An 18,705-nucleotide genomic window follows, 5' to 3' on the forward strand; every position below is an offset into this window, starting at 1 on the left:
CTTGATATAGATATCGCTGGAAGCCGACAAACGTCCTGCGCACGGTATCCGGCGTTCCCAGATCGGCACACGCGTCAGCGATGGTGCATCCTCCACCGTCTCGTTGGCGTCCATCGTGACGCTTGTCTCCAGATCCCGCGGTAGAGCGCTTTAGAATCCCGGGATCGGATCGCGAGGCGCCCTCCTTCGCGCGGCACAAGAAAATCTCTCCCGCCACAATGCAACTGGATCGCCTCTTCCTGCTCGACAGCCAGGTCCTATACCTGTCCCAGGGCGAATATGAACTCCCGCTCGTGGCAGTGTCCTTGTTTGTCGCCGTCCTCGCGGGCGTCATGGCCATGCAGCTGGCAGGCGCGGCGCGGACGGACGCGCGCACGCACGGCAGGCAGATCGCCCTGCTCTCCGGCGCCTTCGTGCTCGGCTCGGGCGTCTGGTCGATGCACTTCATCGGCATGCTGGCGTTCAGCATCTGCAGCACGGCCCGCTACGATCCGGTCATCACCCTGTTGTCGATGCTTCCGAGCTTCGCCGCGTCCTGGATCGCGCTGCAACTTCTCGCACGGGACCGCATCACCCGCTGGCAGCTCATTGCGGGCGGGATTTCGGTCGGGGCCGGCATCGGCGTCATGCACTACAGCGGCATGGCCGCCATTCACAACTCGGTCGAGCTGCGCTTCGAACCCTCGATGTTCGCCGTCTCGATCCTGGTCGCGGTCGCGCTTTCCATCCTGGCCCTGTGGTTGCGCTTCGGTCTGACCACGCAACTGCGCCTCGGCGAAAGCCAGATCAACATCCTGAGCGGCTCCGTGCTCGGAATTGCAATCTCCGGCATGCACTACGTGGGCATGAACGCCGCGCGCTTCATCATGCCGACAGAGCCCGACCCGACCGCCGGCTCGAACGCATACCTCGCGCTGTCGATCGCAGGGATCACCGTCCTTGCCATCCTGGTCACCGGCGGCGTCAACATGCTGCTGCGCTACAGGGCCATGTACCGGCGCATGGTGCAAAACGAAGCGCGGGTGCGCACCATTGTCGATACCGCGGTGGACGGCATCATCACCATCGACAGCCGGGGGATCGTCCGTGCCTTCAACCGCGCTGCCGAAACCATCTTCGGCTGGACGGCAGACGAGGTCATCGGCCGCAACGTCAAGATGCTGATGCCCGAAGCGGATCGCAGCCAGCACGACACTTACCTGCACAACTACATGCAGGGGGGCGTCGCGAAGATCATCGGCAAGGGGCGCGAAGTCATTGGCGAACGCAAGGATGGCACGCGCTTCCCGCTGAGACTGGCGATCGGCAAGGCGGTCATCGGAAGCGAAACCCTGTTTGTCGGCTTCGTCACCGACATCAGCGATCGCCACCGGATGGAAGCGGCCCTGCGGCATAGCGAGCAGCAATACCGTTCGCTGATCGGTAACCTGCCGGGCGTTGCCTTCCGCTGCCGCGTGGACGCGGACTGGAGCATGCTGTTCATCAGCGAGGGCGTCGAAACCCTGACGGGCTGGCTCCCTGAAGATTTCACCGCTGGCAGGCAGCATCTTGCCGGGCTGATCCACCCGGACGACCGCACATGGATCACGGCAACGGTCCACGATGCGATAGGCGCCGAGCGTTCGTACATGATCGAGTACCGCATCATCGACCGCAGCGGCCGGGAACATTGGGTGTCCGAGAGTGCCTGCGCCGTCCGTGGAGCCGGCGGTCAGGTCGACTGGCTCGATGGCGTGATCATCGACATCACCGACAACAAGCGCCGCAGTGCCGAGTTCGAAGGCGTCGTCGACGCCATCAGCCGCTCGCTCGCCGTCATCGAACTCGATCTCGAGGGCAGGATCCTGCATGCCAATCCGAACTTCCTGGACCTGACGGGTTACCGGCTGGACGAGCTGGTCGGACAACAACACGCAATCCTGTGTGCCGCAGACGAACCGGAGTCCCCGGCCTACGAGCAGCTCTGGGAGGCACTGCGACAAGGGACCCATGCGTCGGGTGACTTCCACCGCATCGGCAAGGACGGTCGGCACCTCTGGATCCACGGCAGCTACAACCCGATCTTCGATCCGGATGGGCGCCCGTACAAGATCATCAAGCTGGCCAGCGACCTCTCCGAGCGCCACGCCATGGAACAGGAGCTGCGCGAGGCCAAGGCCAAGGCCGAGCAGGCGGCGGCCGCGAAGAGCACCTTCCTCGCCAACATGAGCCACGAGATCCGTACCCCGATGAACGCCATCATCGGCTTTACCGAGCTGCTCCTGGCCGACCCCGCAAGCGACGCCCAGCGGCGCCACCTCGACACCGTTCGCACCTCGGCCCGCTCCCTGCTGGCACTGCTGAACGACATCCTCGATACCGCCAAGTTCGAGCGTGGCGCCATCGAGCTCGAGATCACGGACTTTTCCCTGCGCGATCTGTGCATGCAGGTGCTCGCGTCGCTACGCATCAATGCGCAAGCCAAGGGCCTGATGCTGGGGCTGGACTATCCCGAGCGCGCGCCGGAGTTCTTCCGCGGCGACACGCTGCGCATCCGGCAGATCCTGACCAATCTGGTCGGCAACGCGATCAAGTTCACCGAAACCGGCCAGGTCGAAGTCAGTGTCAGGCTGGACCAGGACGTGGTCCATCTCACCGTCAGCGATACCGGCATCGGCATTGCCGCCGATCGCATCGACCGGATTTTCGATCCGTTCGCCCAGGCGGACGCATCCATGACCCGCCGCTTCGGCGGAACCGGCCTCGGCACCACGATCGCCCGCCAGCTCATCGAGCTGATGCACGGGCGCATCTGGGTGGAAAGCGAACTCGGCGTCGGCAGCCAGTTCCACGTCGAGCTGCCCTTGCCCATCGGCGACACCGTTGCGGTGGCCGAGGAACAGACCCCGATCGACCTGCCTCCGCTGAAGCTGCTGGTGGCCGACGACGTCCCGCAGAACCTGGAACTCATGCAACTCACGCTGAGCCGCCTCGGCCATGCCGTGAGCACCGTCAACAATGGGGAAGAGGCCGTTTCCGCGTTCGTCGGCGGACAGTTCGATCTCATCCTCATGGACGTGCAGATGCCCGTCCTCAACGGTCTCGATGCCAGTCGCCGGATCCGGCGCATCGAGCACGAGACCGGGCGCTCGCCAACCCCCATCGTCGCCCTGACCGCCAGCGTCCTCGAAGAGGACACGCGCGCGGCCCGCGCGTCCGGCATGGACGGTTTCGCGAGCAAGCCGGTCGAGTTGCACCTTCTGACCCGCGAAATCGCCCGCGTTCTTGGCCTGCCCGTCGGGCAGTCCGTCCCGACGCAGCCCGTCCTCGCGCTCAACGTCCGCGGCTCGGTCATCGACTGGGAGAAAGGGCGCCAGCTGTGGGGCAGCGAACAGCGTCACGCTGCGGCCATCCGCCAGTTCCTCGCCGACTTCGGCGACATCGTCCATCGCATGCGGGCGATGCTGGATAAACCCGACGAACTCGCCGCCCACGCCCACCGGGTCAAGGGGGCGGCAGCCAACCTGGCGCTGTCCCGCGTCGCCGGCATCAGCGATGCGATCGAGCGGACACAGTCGCCCCAGGACACGTCGGCGATACCGTCCATGCTCAATCGCCTCGCGGACGAGCTGATCAACGTCGGCGAAACGCTCGGCCACGTCGATGGCGCAAGGGAAATCGCGCCATCGCCCCCCTTTGCCGACGCCGACAGGCCAGCCACGCTCATCGCCTTGCAGAAGCTGGACGTGGCGCTCGCCCATGGCGAACTCGCCGAGGCATCATTGGCCGCGCTTGCAGAAACGCTCCCGGCTGCCGACCTCACCCCCTTGAACCGAGCCATCGACGCGTTCGATTTCGATGCAGCACGGCATGCCATCACAGCCCTGCAGATACGCTACACCACCGAAGGAAGTACCTGATGACGACGCTGGACGAACGACCCAAGATCCTTGTCGTCGACGACGAACCGACCAACCTGCAAGTCCTGCGACAGATCTTGCAGGGCGACTACCGCCTGCTGTTCGCCCGCGACGGGGAGAAGGCCCTGCAGCTCGCCGCCGACGAGCGCCCGCACCTGATCCTGCTCGACGTCATGATGCCCGGACTCAACGGCCTCGAAACCTGCCATCGGCTCAAGTCCGGTACGACGACGCGGGCCATTCCCGTGATCTTCGTGACCGCCCTCAGCGAGGCCAGCGACGAATCCGCCGGGTTCGATGCCGGCGCCGTCGATTACATCACCAAGCCGGTCAGCCCGGCTGTGGTCCGCGCCCGCGTCAGAACGCATCTGTCGCTGGTGCGGGTGGACGAACTGCAGCAGACCCGCCTGCAGATCATCCAGTGCCTGGGGCGCGCCGCCGAATATCGCGACAACGAAACCGGCCTGCATGTGGTTCGCATGAGCCACTACTCGCGCATCCTCGCGCTCGCTGCCGGTCTTGGCGAAGCGAGCGCAGAAGAGATCATGAATGCGGCCCCGATGCACGACATCGGCAAGATCGGAATTCCCGATGCCGTGCTTCTCAAGGCTGGGCCGCTGGACGAGACCGAGCGCAGCATCATGCAGGAGCATGTGCGCATGGGCGCCGAAATCCTCGGCGAACACGACTCACCCTTGTTGCGCATGGCTCGCAGCATCGCCCTCGCCCACCATGAGAAATACGATGGCAGCGGCTACCCGGCCGGGCTGGCCGGCGAGGCGATTCCCATCGAAGCCCGCATCGTGGCCATCGCCGATGTCTTCGATGCCCTGACGTCGGTACGCCCCTACAAGAAGGCCTGGACGGTGGACGACGCGATCGCCCTACTGCAGAAGGAGAAGGGCAGACACTTCGACCCGGTGCTGGTCGATCTCTTCATCGACCGGCTCGCCGCAATCCTGGAGATCAGGGAGCGCTACGCCGAGGAGGCCGTCGACGTGCAATTCCGCCCTGCACTGGCAGAATCCGGCACCTGCTGACCGAGGTGAACGCAGCGCCGGCCTCCCACCGGCGCCCGACACGATCATCCCTTCCCCGCCCAGACACACGCTGCAGACTCATGGACGCCATTCACGCCGTTCCGCCGCACGCCGGCACCACGCTGCGCAACGTCCGCCGCGATTTTCCCGAATGGCATCTCGGCCGACCCCACTACGTGCTGTGGGCGCTCGACGTGGATGTCGAGTCGGTTCGCGAGCGCGTCACCCAGGCGCAACACCATCTGTCGGGCCTGCTGCTCGACGATTATGTGCGCCAGCCCCACATCACGCTGAGCCTGTGCGGCTTCCCGAGCGCAGCTCCGCGCCACGACGACGACTTCGGCCTCGCACTGCTGCAGGGACAGATCGACGCGCTTCGCCGCCTCGCGCCCAAGCCCTTCTCGATCGGGATCGGCGCACTGGACGGCTTCACCTCGGCGCCCTACCTGACGGTGCATGACCCCGGCGCGCGCATCACCGCGCTACGCCACTGCCTGCAGCCCGGCACCCACCCGCTGTCGCGCGACGACTACACGCCACACGTCACGACAGGCCTGTATGGCGGTACCTGGCCGCTGGACGCAGTGCGTGCGCGGCTGGCCGATTTCCGCCCCGGCGCCCCGCTGCGCCTGCACATCGCCCGCCTCAGCCTGCTCGGCTACGCGGCCCCCGTAATCGGCGGGCGGCTGAGCCGCATCGCCGACTACGACTTCGCCACCCAGACACTGAACGGGCACGAGACAGGCATACTGCCCTTCCCATTGCCCTGATCCAGATCGTCCGATGAGTCTGCGCCTCGCCCTGCTGGTCCTCGTCCTCGTCGCCCTCGCACTGTCCGGCATCGCCCCGCACGACCGCAGCGTGTGGTGGGCCGAAGTCATGCCGGTGCTCATCGCCCTGCCCATCCTGGTCGCCACCGCACGCCGGTTTCCGCTCACACCGCTGACCTACGGCCTGATCGCCTTGTTCTCGCTGATCCTGATCATGGGCGGGGCCTACACCTATTCGCGAGTGCCGCTCGGCAACCTCGTGCAGGAGATGTTCGATCTCGCGCGCAACCCCTACGACCGCTTCGGCCACTTCTTCCAGGGTGTCACGCCGGCTATCCTCGGGCGCGAACTGCTGCTGCGCACCTCGCCACTCCGCCCCGGGAAATGGCTGTCCTTCCTCGTCGTCGCCAGCTGCCTCGGCATCAGCGCCACCTACGAGCTGGTGGAATGGGCCGCGGCGGTCTTCTGGGGTGGCGGTTCGGTGGAGTTCATCGGCATGCAGGGCGACCCCTGGGACGCCCAGGCCGACATGCTGATGGCGCTGCTCGGCGCGATGACGGCCCTGGCGCTGCTCGGGCGCTGGCAGGATGGCCAGCTTCGGCGTCTGAGTCTGAACCACCACAACCTCTCCAGCGAGCTATGATGCTGGCTTGAGAACGAAGCGCATCATGACGGCGGACACTGACCCCAATATCCTGATCTACCAAGCCGAAGACGGCACCGCAGTGACCGAGGTACGACTGTCAGGTGAAAGCGTCTGGCTGCGTCAGGAGCAGATGGCGAAGCTTTTCGGGCGAGAGCGCTCCGTCGTGAGCAAGCACCTGCGCAACGTCTTTGCCGAGGGTGAGCTACAGGAAGAAGGCAATGTGCAAAATTTGCACATTGCCGGGTCAGACAAGCCGGTGAAGTTCTACAACCTCGATGTAATCATCTCCGTTGGCTACCGGGTGAAATCCAGACAAGGCACTCGCTTCCGCCAATGGGCTACCCATACCCTGCGCGAGCACCTGACCCAGGGCTACACGCTCAACCGCCTGCGGTTCGAAGCAAACGCGCGCGAACTGGAGGCCGCCCTGCAGTTGGTGAAGAAGGCTGCGCAGAGCCCGGCACTGCTGGCCGATACCGGGCGCGGGTTGGTGGACATCGTTACCCGTTATGCACAAACCTTCCTCCTTCTGCAACGCTACGACGAAGGACTGCTGGCCGAACCGCGCGAGCAGCGCGGCGGTGTGCTGCCGACGCTCGACGAAGCACGCACCGCGCTCACAAGGCTCAAGGCCGAACTGATGGCTCGCGGAGAGGCCTCCGACCTCTTCGCGCTCGAGCGCGAGGAGGCGTTCGTCGCACTGCTCGGCAATCTGGACCAGACGGTGTTCGGCGAACCCGCCTACCCCAGCGTCGAAACCAAGGCAGCACACCTACTCTACTTCGTCATCAAGAACCACCCATTCTCCGATGGCAACAAACGCAGCGGCGCCTTCCTGTTCGTGGATTTTCTCAACCGCAATGGCCGCCTGCTGGATGCTGCCGGCCAGCCGGTAATCAACGACATCGGCCTCGCCGCGCTCGCCCTGTTAGTGGCCGAATCCGCACCCTCCAACAAGGACACCATGGTCCGCCTGATCATGAACATGCTCGCGCCTGATAGCTGACTCAGACCCCGTGCCGGCGGCGGTGCTGGCGCGAGCCGGCCGAGCCCTCGGCGTCGGAATGCGCGTGGCGCGCCGCCGTCATCTCGGCCAGCACGGTGGCGACCTTGTGGTTCAGCGTGCCCTTCGGGATCACGCCCTTCGAATCGGGCTCGCCCGCGGCCACGCCGGTCAGCACGCTCATCGCCTCATCGACCGTCTTCACCGCGTAGATGTGGAACCGGCCCTCGGCCGCCGCCTGCACCACGTCCTCGCGCAACATCAGGTGGCGCACGCTCGCGGCCGGGATGACGACGCCGTGGCCGCCATCCAGCCCGCGCGCCTTGCACAGGTCATAGAAGCCTTCGATCTTCTCGTTGACGCCACCGATCACCTGCACCTCGCCGAACTGGTTCACCGAGCCGGTGATGGCGAAGCGCTGCTGGATGGGAATCTGCGTCAGCGCCGACAGCAGCGCGCACAGCTCGGCCAGCGAAGCCGAGTCGCCCTCGACCGGCGCGTAGGACTGCTCGAACACCAGACTGGCCGACAGCGACATCGGCTGGTGGCGGGCATAGCGCGCAGCCAGGAAGGCCGACAGGATCAGCACGCCCTTGGAGTGGATGGCGCCGCCCAGCTCGGTTTCGCGCTCGATATCGACGACGTCGCCCTCGCCCATGCGCACCGTGGCGGTGATGCGCACCGGATGGCCGAAGCGCTCGCCGGCCAGTTCGACCACCACCAGGCCATTGATCTGCCCGGCGCGCTCGCCGTCGGTGGAGATCAGCGTGGTGCCGTCGAGGATGGACTCGCGCACCCGCGTCGGATAGCGGTTGCAGCGCCGCGCACGCGCGGCCAGCGCCGCCTCCACCTCGGTCCGGCCGGTGGCGGCCAGACCTTTCAGGCGGGCCTGGTGGTCGGCCTCGCGCATCAGGTCCGAAAGCGCCCGCGTGTTGAGCGACAGGCGACCGGCATCCTCGGCCAGGCGCGCGCCCTCCTCCACCAGCCGTGCCACCCCGCTGCGGTCGATCGGCAGCAGCTTCGCGCCACGGACCAGCAGCGCCATCAGGCGCGCGTATTCGCATTCGTTCTCGGGCGTGCGCGGCAGGTCGTCGTCGAAGTCGGCCGCCACCTTGAACAGGTCGGCGAACTCCGGGTCGTTGTCCATCAGCAGGTAGTAGATGTCGCGGTCGCCGATCAGCACCACCTTCAGCGCGCTCGGCACGGCCTCGGGCTCCAGCGTCAGCGCGCCGCTCCAGCCCTGGGCCTCGGCCGGCGGCTCGATGCGGATCTCGCCCGCGCGCAGGCAGCGCTTCAGCCCCTCCCAGGCGTAGGGCTGGGTCAGCAGGCGCTCGGCATCGACCACGAGGTAGCCGCCGTTGGCCCGGTGCAGCGCGCCGGCGCGGATCAGGTTGAAGTGGGTGACCTGGTTGCCCTGCTGCACCACGTGCTCGATGCGGCCGATCAGGTTGCCGTAACCGGGGTTGTTCTCGAACACCACCGGCGCTCCCTGCGAGGCCGAGTGATCCACCAGCAACTTCACCTGGTAGCGCTGGTAGCGGTTCGCCTCCTCGGGCTCGGCGATGTCCTCGTCTTCCTCCTCGAGGATCGTGCCCTTGATCGCGCTGTCGAGCACGTTCTTGTGCACGGCGTCGAGGAAGGCGAGCACCTCGGGCAGGTCGGCATGGGCCTCGCGCACCTCGCGCAGCAGGTGCGACACCGCGGGGCCGAGCACTTCGGTCTCTGCGCGTTCGATCGACTCGCGCACCGCCTTGCGCCAGCCGGGGAAATCGTTGAGCAGGTCCTCGAGCCTCTCGCTCCAGGCGGTGACGCGGGCTTCGATGGCGTTGCGCTCGTCCTCGGGCAGCGCATCGAACGCTTCGGGCGACATCACCTCGCCATCGCGCGTGGGCGCGAAGACGAAGCCTTCGGGTGTCTGCAGCAGCGAGATCGATTCGGCCGCGCAGCCCTCGCTCAGCTCCTTCAACGCGCCTTCCTCGCGCGCCTTGTGCGCCGTCTGCAGGGCCTCGACACGCTCGGTATGCGCATCACTGTCCAGGGCGGCGCCCAGCGCAGGCCCCAGTTCGCGGATGAAGGTCTGCATGTGGGCGCGCAGCGCGGCACCGCGGCCCGCCGGCAAAGTGAGCAGGCGCGGCTTGAGCGCCTCGTCGAAGTTGTGCAGGTAGCACAGGTCCGGCGGGACCGGCTCGCTCGCCGCGCGCTCGCGCAGCAGGCGGAAGGTGGTGGCATGCTTGCCGCTGCCCGGCTCGCCCAGCACGAACACGTGGTAGCCGCTGTGGCCCATGGCCAGCCCGAACTGGATGGCCTCGACGGCGCGGGCCTGGCCCAGGTCGCCGGCGTGGTCGGTCAGGGCGTCGGTCGTATCGAAAGTGAAACAGGCGGGGTCGCAGTAGGTGCGCAGTGCCGATGCCGGCAGGGCCTTGGGTTCGGCCATCGTCGTTGTTCTCCAGAAGCCGGATTCGATCAGGAGGCGAATGATACACCGCCGCTCCTGCGGCCCCGGGCACCTCGGCCCGCCGTCACAGTCGAAGATTGACCGGCATCATTGCACCGCGCCGCGCCGCTATCCATAATCCGAACACCCCAGCAGCCACAAGAACATGAAAGTCATCCCCATCCACGACGCCCCAGTCGCGATTCCGACCGACGCAAGGGCGAACGTGCCCGCAGCGGGCGAGGCCTTGTTCGACCGCCGAGGGCGCAGCGTGCGCGACCTACGCATCTCGGTCACCGACCGCTGCAACTTCCGCTGCATCTACTGCATGCCGCGCGAGGTGTTCGACGACAACTACGCCTTCCTGCCGCGACGCGAGTTGCTGAGCTTCGAGGAGATCCTGCGGGTGGCGAAGCTGTTCGTCGCCCGGGGCGTGAAGAAGATCCGCATCACCGGCGGCGAACCGCTGCTGCGCAAGAACGTGGAACGGCTGATCGAGATGCTGGCCCGGCTCGACGGCGTGGAGGTGACGTTGACCACCAACGGCGTGCTGCTGCCCAAGCTGGCGCGCTCGCTCAAGGACGCCGGCCTGCATCGCGTCACCGTCAGCCTGGATGCACTGGACGACGCCCTGTTCCGCCGCATGAACGACGCCGACTATCCGGTGGGGAAAGTGCTGGAAGGCATCGCCGCCGCGCAGGCCGTAGGCCTCGGGCCGATCAAGGTCAACATGGTGGTCAAGCGCGGCACCAACGACGGCGACATCGAGCCGATGGCCGCGCATTTCCGCCACAGTGGCCACATCCTGCGCTTCATCGAGTTCATGGACGTGGGCGCCTCGAACGGCTGGAAGATGGACGAGGTGCTGCCCTCGCAGGACGTCATCGCCCGTATCGATCGCCTGTATCCGCTGGAGCCGGTCGATCCGAACTACACCGGCGAGGTCGCCGAGCGCTGGTGCTACAAGGACGGCGCGGGCGAGATCGGTGTGATCTCCTCCGTCACGCAGGCCTTCTGTTCCACCTGTACCCGCATCCGCCTGTCGACCGAGGGCAAGCTCTACACCTGCCTGTTCGCGCAGACCGGCCACGACCTGCGCAGCCTGCTGCGCGCCGGGGCCGACGATACGGCGCTGGACGCGGCGATCGCCCATGTATGGCAGGGTCGCGAGGATCGCTACTCCGAGATCCGCACAGCCGAGACCGCCGCGCTGCGCAAGATCGAGATGTCCTACATCGGCGGCTGAGGCTGCGGCGCGGGCTCAGTCGCGCAGCGCCTCGATCTCGAAGTTGAGCTTCACCTCGTCGCCCACCATGCCACGGTCGACGCCGTAGTCCATGCCCCACTGGCTGCGCTTGATCGTCGTGCTGGCCGAGATGCCCAGCGTGTGCTTGCGATGGCCGAAGGGGTAGTCGCCCGCCTTGTTCAGGCGCACGTCCAGCGTCACCGGGTGCGTCTGCCCGAGCAGGGTCAGCCTGCCCGACAGCGTGCCGCTGCCGTCGGCGCCCGACTCGAAGCCCGTGGCCTCGAAAACGATCTCCGGATGCGCCTTCGCGTCGAGGAAGTCGCTGTCACGCACGTGCTTGTCGCGCGCACCATGGTTGGTGAATACGCTGTCGGCCTTCACCACCACGCGACCCGAACTCAGCGCGCGCGTCTGTTCGTCATAGACGAAGCTGCCGCTGCCTTTCAGGAACAGGCCGATGGTGTCGGCAAAGCCGAGATGGCGGACGCTGAAGGCGATCGAGAAATGATCGGGGTCGATCTGGTAGGTGCGCGGCTCGGCGCGCGCCGGACCGGCCATCGCCGCGGCAAGCAGAAGGCCGGCCAGCAGGCCGACCAGCGTCGCTCGGGCACCGTGGACTGGGCGTGAAGTCTTCATCGCGATTCCTCCTCCGAAAGATTCATCAAGACCGCAGCCGATGGCGATACAGCCAGCGCACATCGACCGCAAACGACCACCCCAGCAGCACCAGCGCAAGGCCCAGCAGGCCGCCGGCCAGAGCGGACCCGACCTGCGGCAGCAGGCACAGCAACAGGCTCGCGACCTGCCACACGCACACCGCCTTGCGCCGCCAGCGCTCCGGCAAGGGCGCCTCCAGCCAGGGCCAGGCCGCCATCGCGACGACGAAAACGTAGCGCATCGCCCCGATCGCCAGCACCCACGCACCCGCCTTGCCCAGCACCAGCAGCAGGCCGCACAGCACCAGGATCAGGAAGGCGTCCAGCTCCATGTCGAAGCGCGCCCCGAAGTCGCTGGCGCAGCGCCAGCGCCGCGCCGCCCAGCCATCCACGCCGTCCAGCGCCAGCGCCGCCAGCGCCAGTGCGGCCAACCATCCCGCGTGTCCGACCAGGGCCGGAAAGCCCGCAAGCGCCCCCGCCAGCACCGCCACCAAACTGCCGCGCAACAAGGTCACGTGGTTCGCCGGCCCCAATCCGCGGGTTGCATCCGGCCAGTAGCGCCAGACCAGCCCCGCCATTGCAGCATAGACGGCAAGCGCCAGTCCTGCGGCGGCCAGCGGCCACGCTAGCGCACCATGCAAGGCCGCAAGCACGAACACCAGCACGACGGCGCCGGCCGCGAGTTCCAGCCACGCGGGCGGCACGCCCACAGCGCGCGCCGCTGCGCCGGCATCAGGAGTCGGGCTATGCTTGTTCATGCGCGTTCAGACCTGCCGCCCGCCGCGGTGGTTCGCCGCGACCCGACATGTGCCGATCACACGACTGCCATCGAGATCGGCATGCCCGCATTTTCCCCTGCTGATCCGGACCGACTGCATGCGTTCCCACCCCTCCGCTGACCATCCGCTCGCATTCTGGACCTTGCCCCCAGGCGATGGCGAACTGCGCCCGGTGGCACTGCCGCCGCTTTCACCCGGCGCGGTGCGCGTGCGCAGCCTGTTCGGCGCGATCAGCCGCGGCACCGAGGGCCTGGTATACCGCGGCGAGGTGCCGCCGAGCGAACACCAGCGCATGCGCGCGCCCTTCCAGGAAGGCGAATTCAACGGTCCGCTGAAGTACGGCTACATCAACGTCGGCGTGGTCGAGGCCGGCTGCGGCGCCGAGGCCGAAGCGCTGGTCGGTCGCCGCGTGTTCTGCCTCCATCCGCACCAGCAGGCCTACGTCGTGCCCGCGAGCGCGGTGGTGGCGCTACCCGACGCCGTGCCGAGCGAACGCGCCGTGCTGGCAGCCAACCTGGAGACCGCGATCAACGCCGTGTGGGACGGCGCGCCCTCGGTCGGCGACCGCATCGCGGTGGTCGGCGCAGGCGTGGTCGGGGCACTCGTGGCCTGGCTGTGCGCGCGCATTCCCGGTACCGAGGTGCAGTTGATCGACGTCGATCCGGGGCGCGCCACACTGGCAATGGCCCTGGGCGCCCGTTTCGCGGCACCCGGCACGGCCGCGGGCGACTGCGACCTCGTCTTTCATGCCAGCGGCGCGCCGGCGGGCCTGTCGACCGCACTCGGCCTCGCCGGCCAGGAAGCCTGCGTGATCGAGATGAGCTGGTACGGCCAACGCGCCGTGCCGCTTGCGCTGGGCGAGGCTTTCCACGTCCGCCGCCTCAGCCTGCGCTCGAGCCAGGTCGGCCACCTGCCGCCGCAACGCCTGCCGCGCTGGGACTATCGCCGGCGCATGGAACTCGCGCTGGCGCTGCTCGTCGATAGCGTGCCGGACGTGCTGATCAGCGGCGAGAGCGACTTCGCCGACCTGCCCGCCACGATGCACCAGCTGGCGTATTCGCCCGCCGGCGCCCTGTGCCACCGCATCCGCTATCCGCAGCCCTGATCCCCTTCACTCTCACGAGACGCGCCCATGTATTCCCTGACCGTTCGCGACCACATCATGATTGCCCACAGCTTCCGCGGCGAGATCTTCGGCCTGGCGCAACGCGTGCACGGTGCCACCTACCTGATCGACGCCACCTTCCAGCGCACCGAACTGGACGCGGACGGGCTGGTGGTCGACATCGGCCTCGCGAACGACACGTTGCGCGCCGTGCTGGCCGAGTTCAACTTCCGCAATCTCGACGACGAGCCGGCCTTTGCCGGCAGAAACACCACCACCGAGTTCATGGCGCGCGTGGTCTTCGACCGGCTTGCGGCCGCGATCCGCGACGGCCGTCTGGGCGAAGGCGGCCGCGGCCTGGAACGGCTGAAGGTGACGCTGCACGAATCGCACATCGCCTGGGCGAGCTACGAAGGCGCGCTGTGAGGCTGCGCGATTGCAGGCATCGAAACGGTCGATGAGCGCAGAGCGAATGCAGCGGCTCACCTTCATCGTCGCCGGCGCCCCCGCGCAGCGCACCGGCGGCTACCTGTACGACGCGCACATCGTCGCGCAGTTGCGGCACGGTGGCTGGCAGGTCGAGGTGATCGGGCTCGCGGGCCGTTTCCCCGATGCGGACGAGGTCGCACGCGACGCCCTGCGCGCCACCCTGTCCTCGCTCGCGGACGACAGCCTCGTCGTCATCGACGGCCTGGCGCTCGGCGGCATGCCCGAGACGGTCGCCCCCCACGCGCAGCGGCTGCGCCTGATCGCGCTGGTGCATCACCCGCTGGCGGACGAATGCGGACTGGAGACGGACCGGGTCAAGCGCTTCGAACGCCAGGAAACCGCAGCCCTGCAATCCATGCGCGGGGTGATCACCACCAGCCGCTTCACCGCGCGACGGGTGGCCGGCATGGGCATCGACACGGCCCGCATTGCGGCCGTAGAACCGGGCGTCGCCCCGCAGCCGCTCGCCGCAGCCGATCACACCCCGCCACGCCTGCTGTGCGTCGCCACGCTGACCCCGCGCAAGGGGCACAACCTGCTGGTCGAGGCCCTGGCCTGCGTCGCGGATCTCGACTGGCAGTGCGATTTCGTCGGCAACGCGAGCCGTGACCCCGACCACGCAGATCGCGTCAGCGCACTCATCCGCACCCACGGCCTCGCCAACCGCATCCATGTGCACGGCGAATGTCCCGAAGCCGGGCTGCACGCCGCCTATGCAGCCGCGGACCTGTTCGTGCTGCCCTCGTACTACGAAGGCTACGGCATGGTGATCAGCGAGGCGCTCGCCGCCGGCTTGCCGGTGCTGACCACGACGGGCGGCGCGCTCGCCGAGACTCTCCCGCCCGGCACCGGCCTCGCCGTGCCGCCGGGTGACTCCGAAGCGCTGGCGCAGGCGCTGCGCCGGCTGCTGGCGAACCCCGCCGAACGCCTCGCGCTACGCGATGGCGCCCGCGCGGCGCGCGTGCGACTGGCGGACTGGACGCAGGCCGGCGCCACGTTCGCGACCGCGCTCGAGCGCCTGTCCGGCCTTCCGCCCGCTTGCCCCTCAAGCCTCCACCCCGACACCCTGTTCGATGCCGACTGGCTCGCGCTGCGCCGCGCGGCCGACCATGCGGCACGCGACCCGCGGCTGAATGCGCTCGCTGCCGACTGGCTTGCGCGGCGCGACCACCGTCCGCTGCGCATCCTCGATCTCGGCACCGGCAGCGGCTCGAACCCGCAGTATCTCGCCCCATGCCTGCCCGGCCCGCAGCGCTGGACCTTGCTCGACCATGACAGCACGCTGCTGGTGCGTGCGGTCGAGACCTGTCGCAGCCTGAACGACCGTGACGGCCACGCGCTGACCGTCGAACCGCTCGTCGCCGCCCTGCAGAATCTCGATGCCTCCCTGTTGGCCGGCTTCGACCTCGTCACCGCCTCGGCCCTGCTCGACCTGGTCGACGAGCGCTGGCTGCAGCGTCTGGCCGAAGCCTGCCGCGAAGCCGGCTGCGCATTGCTGATCGCGCTGAGCGTGGATGGGAACTGGCGGATCGAGGCGCTCGACAACACCGACAGCGCTCGTCAGGCCGACGCGACCGAGGACGCCTTCGTGCGCGCCGCCTTCAACGCCCACCAGCGTCGCGACAAGGGCGCGGGCCGGGCGCTCGGTCCCGATGCCGCCCCCCGTCTCGCGGCCTTGCTGCGCGCGCAGGGATTTTCGGTGCAACTGGCGCCCAGTCCGTGGCAGCTCGCCGCGGCCACCCCGGCGCAGGTCGCCCTCGCCCGCGCGCTGCTGGACGGCTGGCGCGAGGCCGCCACGGAGCAGCGCCCCGAGGCCCACGCGCGCATCGCCGACTGGCACCGGCACCGTCTGTCCGAACTGGCGCACGGCCGACTGCGAATCGAGGTCGGCCACCTCGACCTGCTGGCGCTGCCACCAAGCCGCGGGGCCGGATGATCGCCTTGCCGCGAACAACCGCCCGCGATCGCGATGCCAGCTAGCCGACGTATCGCCGCCCGCCTGCTGCCTGCACTGGGCAGCCTCGCGCTGCTGGCCGCCGTGTTCGCCTGGCTGGACGACGACGCCCTGGCTGCCACCCTCGTCGCACCCTCGCCCGGCTGGCTCGCGGCCGCATTGCTACTGGGCGTGCCGCAGATGGCCCTGTCCGCCTGGCGCTGGCAGCTTACCGCGCAGCGGCTCGATGCGCCGCTGCCCTTCGGCCGCGCCGTGGCCGAGTACTACCTCAGCAGCTTCCTCAACCAGGTCCTGCCCGGTGGCGTGCTCGGCGACGCCAGCCGCGCCTGGCGTCACGCGCGTACGCAGGCCGCCGACTCGCCCGGTCCGCGCGCGGCCTGGCTGGCGGTGGTGCTGGAGCGCGCTTCCGGCCAGTTCGCCCTGCTGCTGATCGCGCTCGCGACCCTGTTGGTCTCGCCCGTGATCGGACAGATCCTCGGCCGGACGTTCGCCGGCATCGGCCAGGGCGGTGACATGGTTCCGTTGCCGCTCCGTCTCGCATTGATCGGCGCTGCAGTCGTGCTGCTGCTGTTCGTGCTGCGTCGGAGCGGATTCCTGCGCCACCTCGCGAATGCCGGCCAGCGTGCGCTGCTCGCCCGCGACGCGCTGTGGCGGCAACTGCTCGCCTCGCTGGCGATCTCGGCGAGCTACATCGCGGTGTATTTCTGCTGCGCCCGCATGCTGGGCATCGACACCCCGGCCACGACCCTGCTGGCGCTGATTCCCTGGGTGCTGCTGGCGATGGCGCTGCCGCTGTCCTTGGCCGGCTGGGTGAGGGGAGACAAGAAAACCGAGGGGGCTGAGGCAAGATAAATGCGGGATGCGGCGGGACCGGAGGGGAGGAAACGGGACGCCGGCTTAAAACGTGTTGCGCGGGGCGCAAATTGGGAGACGGGGCCGGGCGGCCCCTTTTTTGCGTCAGAAGAGGCCGGTCTGGCGGGACTTGATGTCGGCGGCGCGGCAGCGGTCCACGATCTGGCGGACGCGCATTTCGGAGAGGTGGAAATCGCGCGCGAGCTGGCGGTAGTTGTCGCCGCGGAACTTGGCGTAGATCTCCCGATCGCGGCGCGACAGCACCCACGTCTGACCCTTCGGGATGTACTCGTAGGCGCCGCCGACCTCGGTGCGAACGGCTTCGGCGATGGCGAAGGCTGCCTCGGCGGCGGGCTGATGGTCGAGCTTGAGGTGCTCGGTCATCCAGGCATAGGCAGCGTTGGCAACGCTGGCGAGGATCTCGGGGTAGTCGTCGTCAAGCATCAGGGCCATGGTTGTGTCCTCACAGGCCGATGTGGGCAGACGCGGGTGTGCTGGTGAGCATCAGGCGGCTTGGGTGGATGCAGGCGCTGCGGCCGCGGGGTTGATGTCGAATACGCGTTGGCCGTGCCGCTCCTTGGCGGCGAGCCACTGCCAGACGTAGCTAAGGGCGTCGAAGCCGCGAGGGCTGAGCGTGGGCGCGACGACGCGGTGGATGTCGAGCATCACCAGGCCGCGCGGCAGGACGCCGGCGGCCACCAGGCGGCCGATGCGGGCGTCGATGGCGGCGGGCAGCTCGCGCGCGGCCCAGGCCTTGAGGCCCTCGATGGCGCGGTACTTGTCATTGAAGCGGGTGAAGTGGAGGTCGTCGACGCCGGTCATGCGCTTCACGTAGGCCGCGAGCGAGGCCTCGGTATTGCTCTGGGTGGCGCCGATCTCATGCAGCAGCAGCCAGACAGCGCGCAGCTTGCTGGACTCCGCATCGGTGGCGAGCGGGCGGCGCTCGGCGGGCTTGGCCGCGTTTGGTTTGCGCACCTTGAAACCGGCTTTCTTGAGGTGGTCGATGATGCGCTCAAGCTCGGGGATGGTGCAGTCGGCGGAGCTGGTCTTGCCGTCGGCGAGCTTGGCGACCAGGTCGCGGTAGGTGTCGTCGGCCATGTGGATGTCGCGGCGGGCGACGTGGATGAGCCCGATGAGACGGGCGCGGTTGGCGGCGCGGGCGGCTGCGGCTGCGGTGGCGGGCTTGGTGGTCATGGGCTTACTTCCAGCGGAGTTCGAGGGTGGCGCCAGCGTGGGCGATCGAGACGGGCATTGCTGCGGGCTCCGGGGCACTCTTCGTCGGGCGGCATGAGCCAGACGAGAAAGCAGTGAATCTCTGCGGCGATGGCTTGGGCTACGGCTGCGAGGGTGCGCATGGGTTGCTCCTGAGGGTGAGTCGCCTTGCCGGATGGCCCGCGGGAGGCAGGCCATCGAGCCTGGCGGCGCGGTCAGGCGTTGCAGGCGTCCTTGAGGGCCTTGGCGGCGGTGAAGTGCGGGGCGCGCTTGGCGGGGATCTGGATCTCGGCGCCGGTCTGGGGGTTGCGACCGGTGCGGGCGGCGCGCTGGGTGACGCTGATCTTGCCAATGCCGGGGATGGTGATTTCCTCACCGGTGTAGACGGCGGCGTGGGCGTGGTCGCCGAGCGCCTTGATGACTTCCTCGACGACGCGTTTCGTGAGGCCGGTGCTGCCGGAGATGTTCGCGATGAGTTCGGTCTGGGTCATGGTGTGCTCCTGGTGATGCGTCAGATGGTGGGTTGCCGGTTCCCGGCGCCCTTTCGGCTTTCGCCAAGGCGGGCCTTTGCTTTTTCCGTGCCGGCTGGTTCCGATTCTTCCCTCGGTTTCCTTGGGGCT

The 18,705-nt window shown here is 68.1% G+C and carries 16 protein-coding genes; 10 read left to right on the plus strand and 6 right to left on the minus strand.

Annotated features, from left to right (window positions below; all coding sequences use genetic code 11):
- Positions 1-218: 218 nt before the first annotated feature.
- From AC731_RS06880 to rhuM, 5 genes are all read left to right on the plus strand, one after another.
- Positions 219-3,899 (plus strand): PAS domain S-box protein, encoded by a 3,681-nt coding sequence (locus AC731_RS06880; protein ID WP_048702997.1) that lies wholly within the window; start codon positions 219-221, stop codon positions 3,897-3,899.
- A complete protein-coding gene (locus tag AC731_RS06885; protein ID WP_048702995.1) occupies positions 3,899-4,939 on the plus strand; it encodes a response regulator in 1,041 nt (346 codons plus the stop codon). The genes AC731_RS06880 and AC731_RS06885 overlap by 1 nt, the downstream gene beginning before the upstream one ends.
- 80 nt (positions 4,940-5,019) lie before the next feature.
- Complete coding sequence (locus tag AC731_RS06890) at positions 5,020-5,709, plus strand: 2'-5' RNA ligase family protein (RefSeq protein WP_082794267.1); 690 nt, start codon at positions 5,020-5,022, stop codon at positions 5,707-5,709.
- Between the two features lie 13 nt (positions 5,710-5,722).
- Positions 5,723-6,352: a DUF2238 domain-containing protein gene (locus AC731_RS06895; RefSeq protein WP_048702992.1), complete on the plus strand. Its 630-nt coding sequence runs from the start codon at positions 5,723-5,725 to the stop codon at positions 6,350-6,352.
- Positions 6,353-6,377: 25 nt separating this feature from the next.
- A complete protein-coding gene (gene rhuM / locus AC731_RS06900) occupies positions 6,378-7,361 on the plus strand; it encodes a virulence protein RhuM/Fic/DOC family protein (protein WP_004255988.1) in 984 nt (327 codons plus the stop codon).
- Between the two features lies 1 nt (position 7,362).
- Here the strand turns inward: rhuM and AC731_RS06905 are convergent, their stop codons facing one another.
- Positions 7,363-9,792, minus strand: coding sequence for a Lon protease family protein (locus tag AC731_RS06905; protein WP_048702988.1), 2,430 nt, complete (start codon positions 9,790-9,792; stop codon positions 7,363-7,365).
- Between the two features lie 166 nt (positions 9,793-9,958).
- On the opposite strand from AC731_RS06905, the gene moaA reads away from it, so the two are divergent.
- Positions 9,959-11,038, plus strand: coding sequence for a GTP 3',8-cyclase MoaA (gene moaA / locus AC731_RS06910; protein WP_048702986.1), 1,080 nt, complete (start codon positions 9,959-9,961; stop codon positions 11,036-11,038).
- 15 nt (positions 11,039-11,053) lie between these two features.
- Here the strand turns inward: moaA and AC731_RS06915 are convergent, their stop codons facing one another.
- Positions 11,054-11,674 carry a YceI family protein gene (locus tag AC731_RS06915; RefSeq protein ID WP_048702985.1) on the minus strand — a complete coding sequence of 207 codons (621 nt, stop codon included), beginning with the start codon at positions 11,672-11,674 and terminating at the stop codon, positions 11,054-11,056.
- 25 nt (positions 11,675-11,699) lie between these two features.
- Positions 11,700-12,452: a CDP-alcohol phosphatidyltransferase family protein gene (locus AC731_RS06920; RefSeq protein ID WP_048702983.1), complete on the minus strand. Its 753-nt coding sequence runs from the start codon at positions 12,450-12,452 to the stop codon at positions 11,700-11,702.
- Between the two features lie 118 nt (positions 12,453-12,570).
- Here AC731_RS06920 and AC731_RS06925 point away from each other — a divergent pair, with 118 nt between their 5' ends.
- The 4 genes from AC731_RS06925 to AC731_RS06940 are packed head-to-tail and all read left to right on the plus strand — an operon-like array spanning position 12,571 to position 16,873.
- The gene (locus AC731_RS06925) at positions 12,571-13,578 is read left to right on the plus strand and encodes a zinc-dependent alcohol dehydrogenase (RefSeq protein ID WP_048702982.1); all 1,008 of its coding nucleotides are present in this window, start codon (positions 12,571-12,573) and stop codon (positions 13,576-13,578) included.
- Positions 13,579-13,605: 27 nt separating this feature from the next.
- Positions 13,606-14,004 (plus strand): 6-pyruvoyl trahydropterin synthase family protein, encoded by a 399-nt coding sequence (locus AC731_RS06930; protein WP_048702978.1) that lies wholly within the window; start codon positions 13,606-13,608, stop codon positions 14,002-14,004.
- Between the two features lie 31 nt (positions 14,005-14,035).
- The gene (locus AC731_RS20230) at positions 14,036-16,003 is read left to right on the plus strand and encodes a glycosyltransferase (protein WP_082794268.1); all 1,968 of its coding nucleotides are present in this window, start codon (positions 14,036-14,038) and stop codon (positions 16,001-16,003) included.
- Between the two features lie 33 nt (positions 16,004-16,036).
- Positions 16,037-16,873, plus strand: coding sequence for a lysylphosphatidylglycerol synthase transmembrane domain-containing protein (locus AC731_RS06940; RefSeq protein WP_048703149.1), 837 nt, complete (start codon positions 16,037-16,039; stop codon positions 16,871-16,873).
- Positions 16,874-16,978: 105 nt separating this feature from the next.
- Here AC731_RS06940 and AC731_RS06945 read toward each other — a convergent pair whose 3' ends face one another.
- The 3 genes from AC731_RS06945 to AC731_RS06955 form a co-directional block, all read right to left on the minus strand.
- Positions 16,979-17,326 carry a Mor transcription activator family protein gene (locus tag AC731_RS06945; protein WP_048702974.1) on the minus strand — a complete coding sequence of 116 codons (348 nt, stop codon included), beginning with the start codon at positions 17,324-17,326 and terminating at the stop codon, positions 16,979-16,981.
- A gap of 51 nt (positions 17,327-17,377) precedes the next feature.
- Positions 17,378-18,067, minus strand: coding sequence for a gp16 family protein (locus AC731_RS06950; RefSeq protein ID WP_048702972.1), 690 nt, complete (start codon positions 18,065-18,067; stop codon positions 17,378-17,380).
- 233 nt (positions 18,068-18,300) lie between these two features.
- Entirely contained in the window at positions 18,301-18,576 is a 276-nt protein-coding gene (locus AC731_RS06955) for an HU family DNA-binding protein (protein WP_048702968.1), read from the minus strand.
- Between the last annotated feature and the right edge of the window lie 129 nt (positions 18,577-18,705).

The organism is Thauera humireducens (assembly GCF_001051995.2).
In the GTDB taxonomy this organism is placed as follows: domain Bacteria; phylum Pseudomonadota; class Gammaproteobacteria; order Burkholderiales; family Rhodocyclaceae; genus Thauera; species Thauera humireducens.

Bases quoted from the DNA above. Each gene is read 5' to 3' on its own strand.
- moaA (WP_048702986.1), top strand. From the start codon at position 9,959: ATGAAAGTCATCCCCATCCACGACGCCCCAGTCGCGATTCCGACCGAC.
- AC731_RS06915 (WP_048702985.1), bottom strand. From the start codon at position 11,674: ATGAAGACTTCACGCCCAGTCCACGGTGCCCGAGCGACGCTGGTCGGC.
- AC731_RS06880 (WP_048702997.1), top strand. From the start codon at position 219: ATGCAACTGGATCGCCTCTTCCTGCTCGACAGCCAGGTCCTATACCTG.
- AC731_RS06955 (WP_048702968.1), bottom strand. From the start codon at position 18,576: ATGACCCAGACCGAACTCATCGCGAACATCTCCGGCAGCACCGGCCTC.
- AC731_RS06930 (WP_048702978.1), top strand. From the start codon at position 13,606: ATGTATTCCCTGACCGTTCGCGACCACATCATGATTGCCCACAGCTTC.
- AC731_RS06940 (WP_048703149.1), top strand. From the start codon at position 16,037: ATGCCAGCTAGCCGACGTATCGCCGCCCGCCTGCTGCCTGCACTGGGC.
- AC731_RS06950 (WP_048702972.1), bottom strand. From the start codon at position 18,067: ATGACCACCAAGCCCGCCACCGCAGCCGCAGCCGCCCGCGCCGCCAAC.
- AC731_RS06905 (WP_048702988.1), bottom strand. From the start codon at position 9,792: ATGGCCGAACCCAAGGCCCTGCCGGCATCGGCACTGCGCACCTACTGC.
- rhuM (WP_004255988.1), top strand. From the start codon at position 6,378: ATGACGGCGGACACTGACCCCAATATCCTGATCTACCAAGCCGAAGAC.
- AC731_RS20230 (WP_082794268.1), top strand. From the start codon at position 14,036: ATGAGCGCAGAGCGAATGCAGCGGCTCACCTTCATCGTCGCCGGCGCC.
- AC731_RS06885 (WP_048702995.1), top strand. From the start codon at position 3,899: ATGACGACGCTGGACGAACGACCCAAGATCCTTGTCGTCGACGACGAA.
- AC731_RS06920 (WP_048702983.1), bottom strand. From the start codon at position 12,452: ATGAACAAGCATAGCCCGACTCCTGATGCCGGCGCAGCGGCGCGCGCT.
- AC731_RS06895 (WP_048702992.1), top strand. From the start codon at position 5,723: ATGAGTCTGCGCCTCGCCCTGCTGGTCCTCGTCCTCGTCGCCCTCGCA.
- AC731_RS06925 (WP_048702982.1), top strand. From the start codon at position 12,571: ATGCGTTCCCACCCCTCCGCTGACCATCCGCTCGCATTCTGGACCTTG.
- AC731_RS06945 (WP_048702974.1), bottom strand. From the start codon at position 17,326: ATGGCCCTGATGCTTGACGACGACTACCCCGAGATCCTCGCCAGCGTT.
- AC731_RS06890 (WP_082794267.1), top strand. From the start codon at position 5,020: ATGGACGCCATTCACGCCGTTCCGCCGCACGCCGGCACCACGCTGCGC.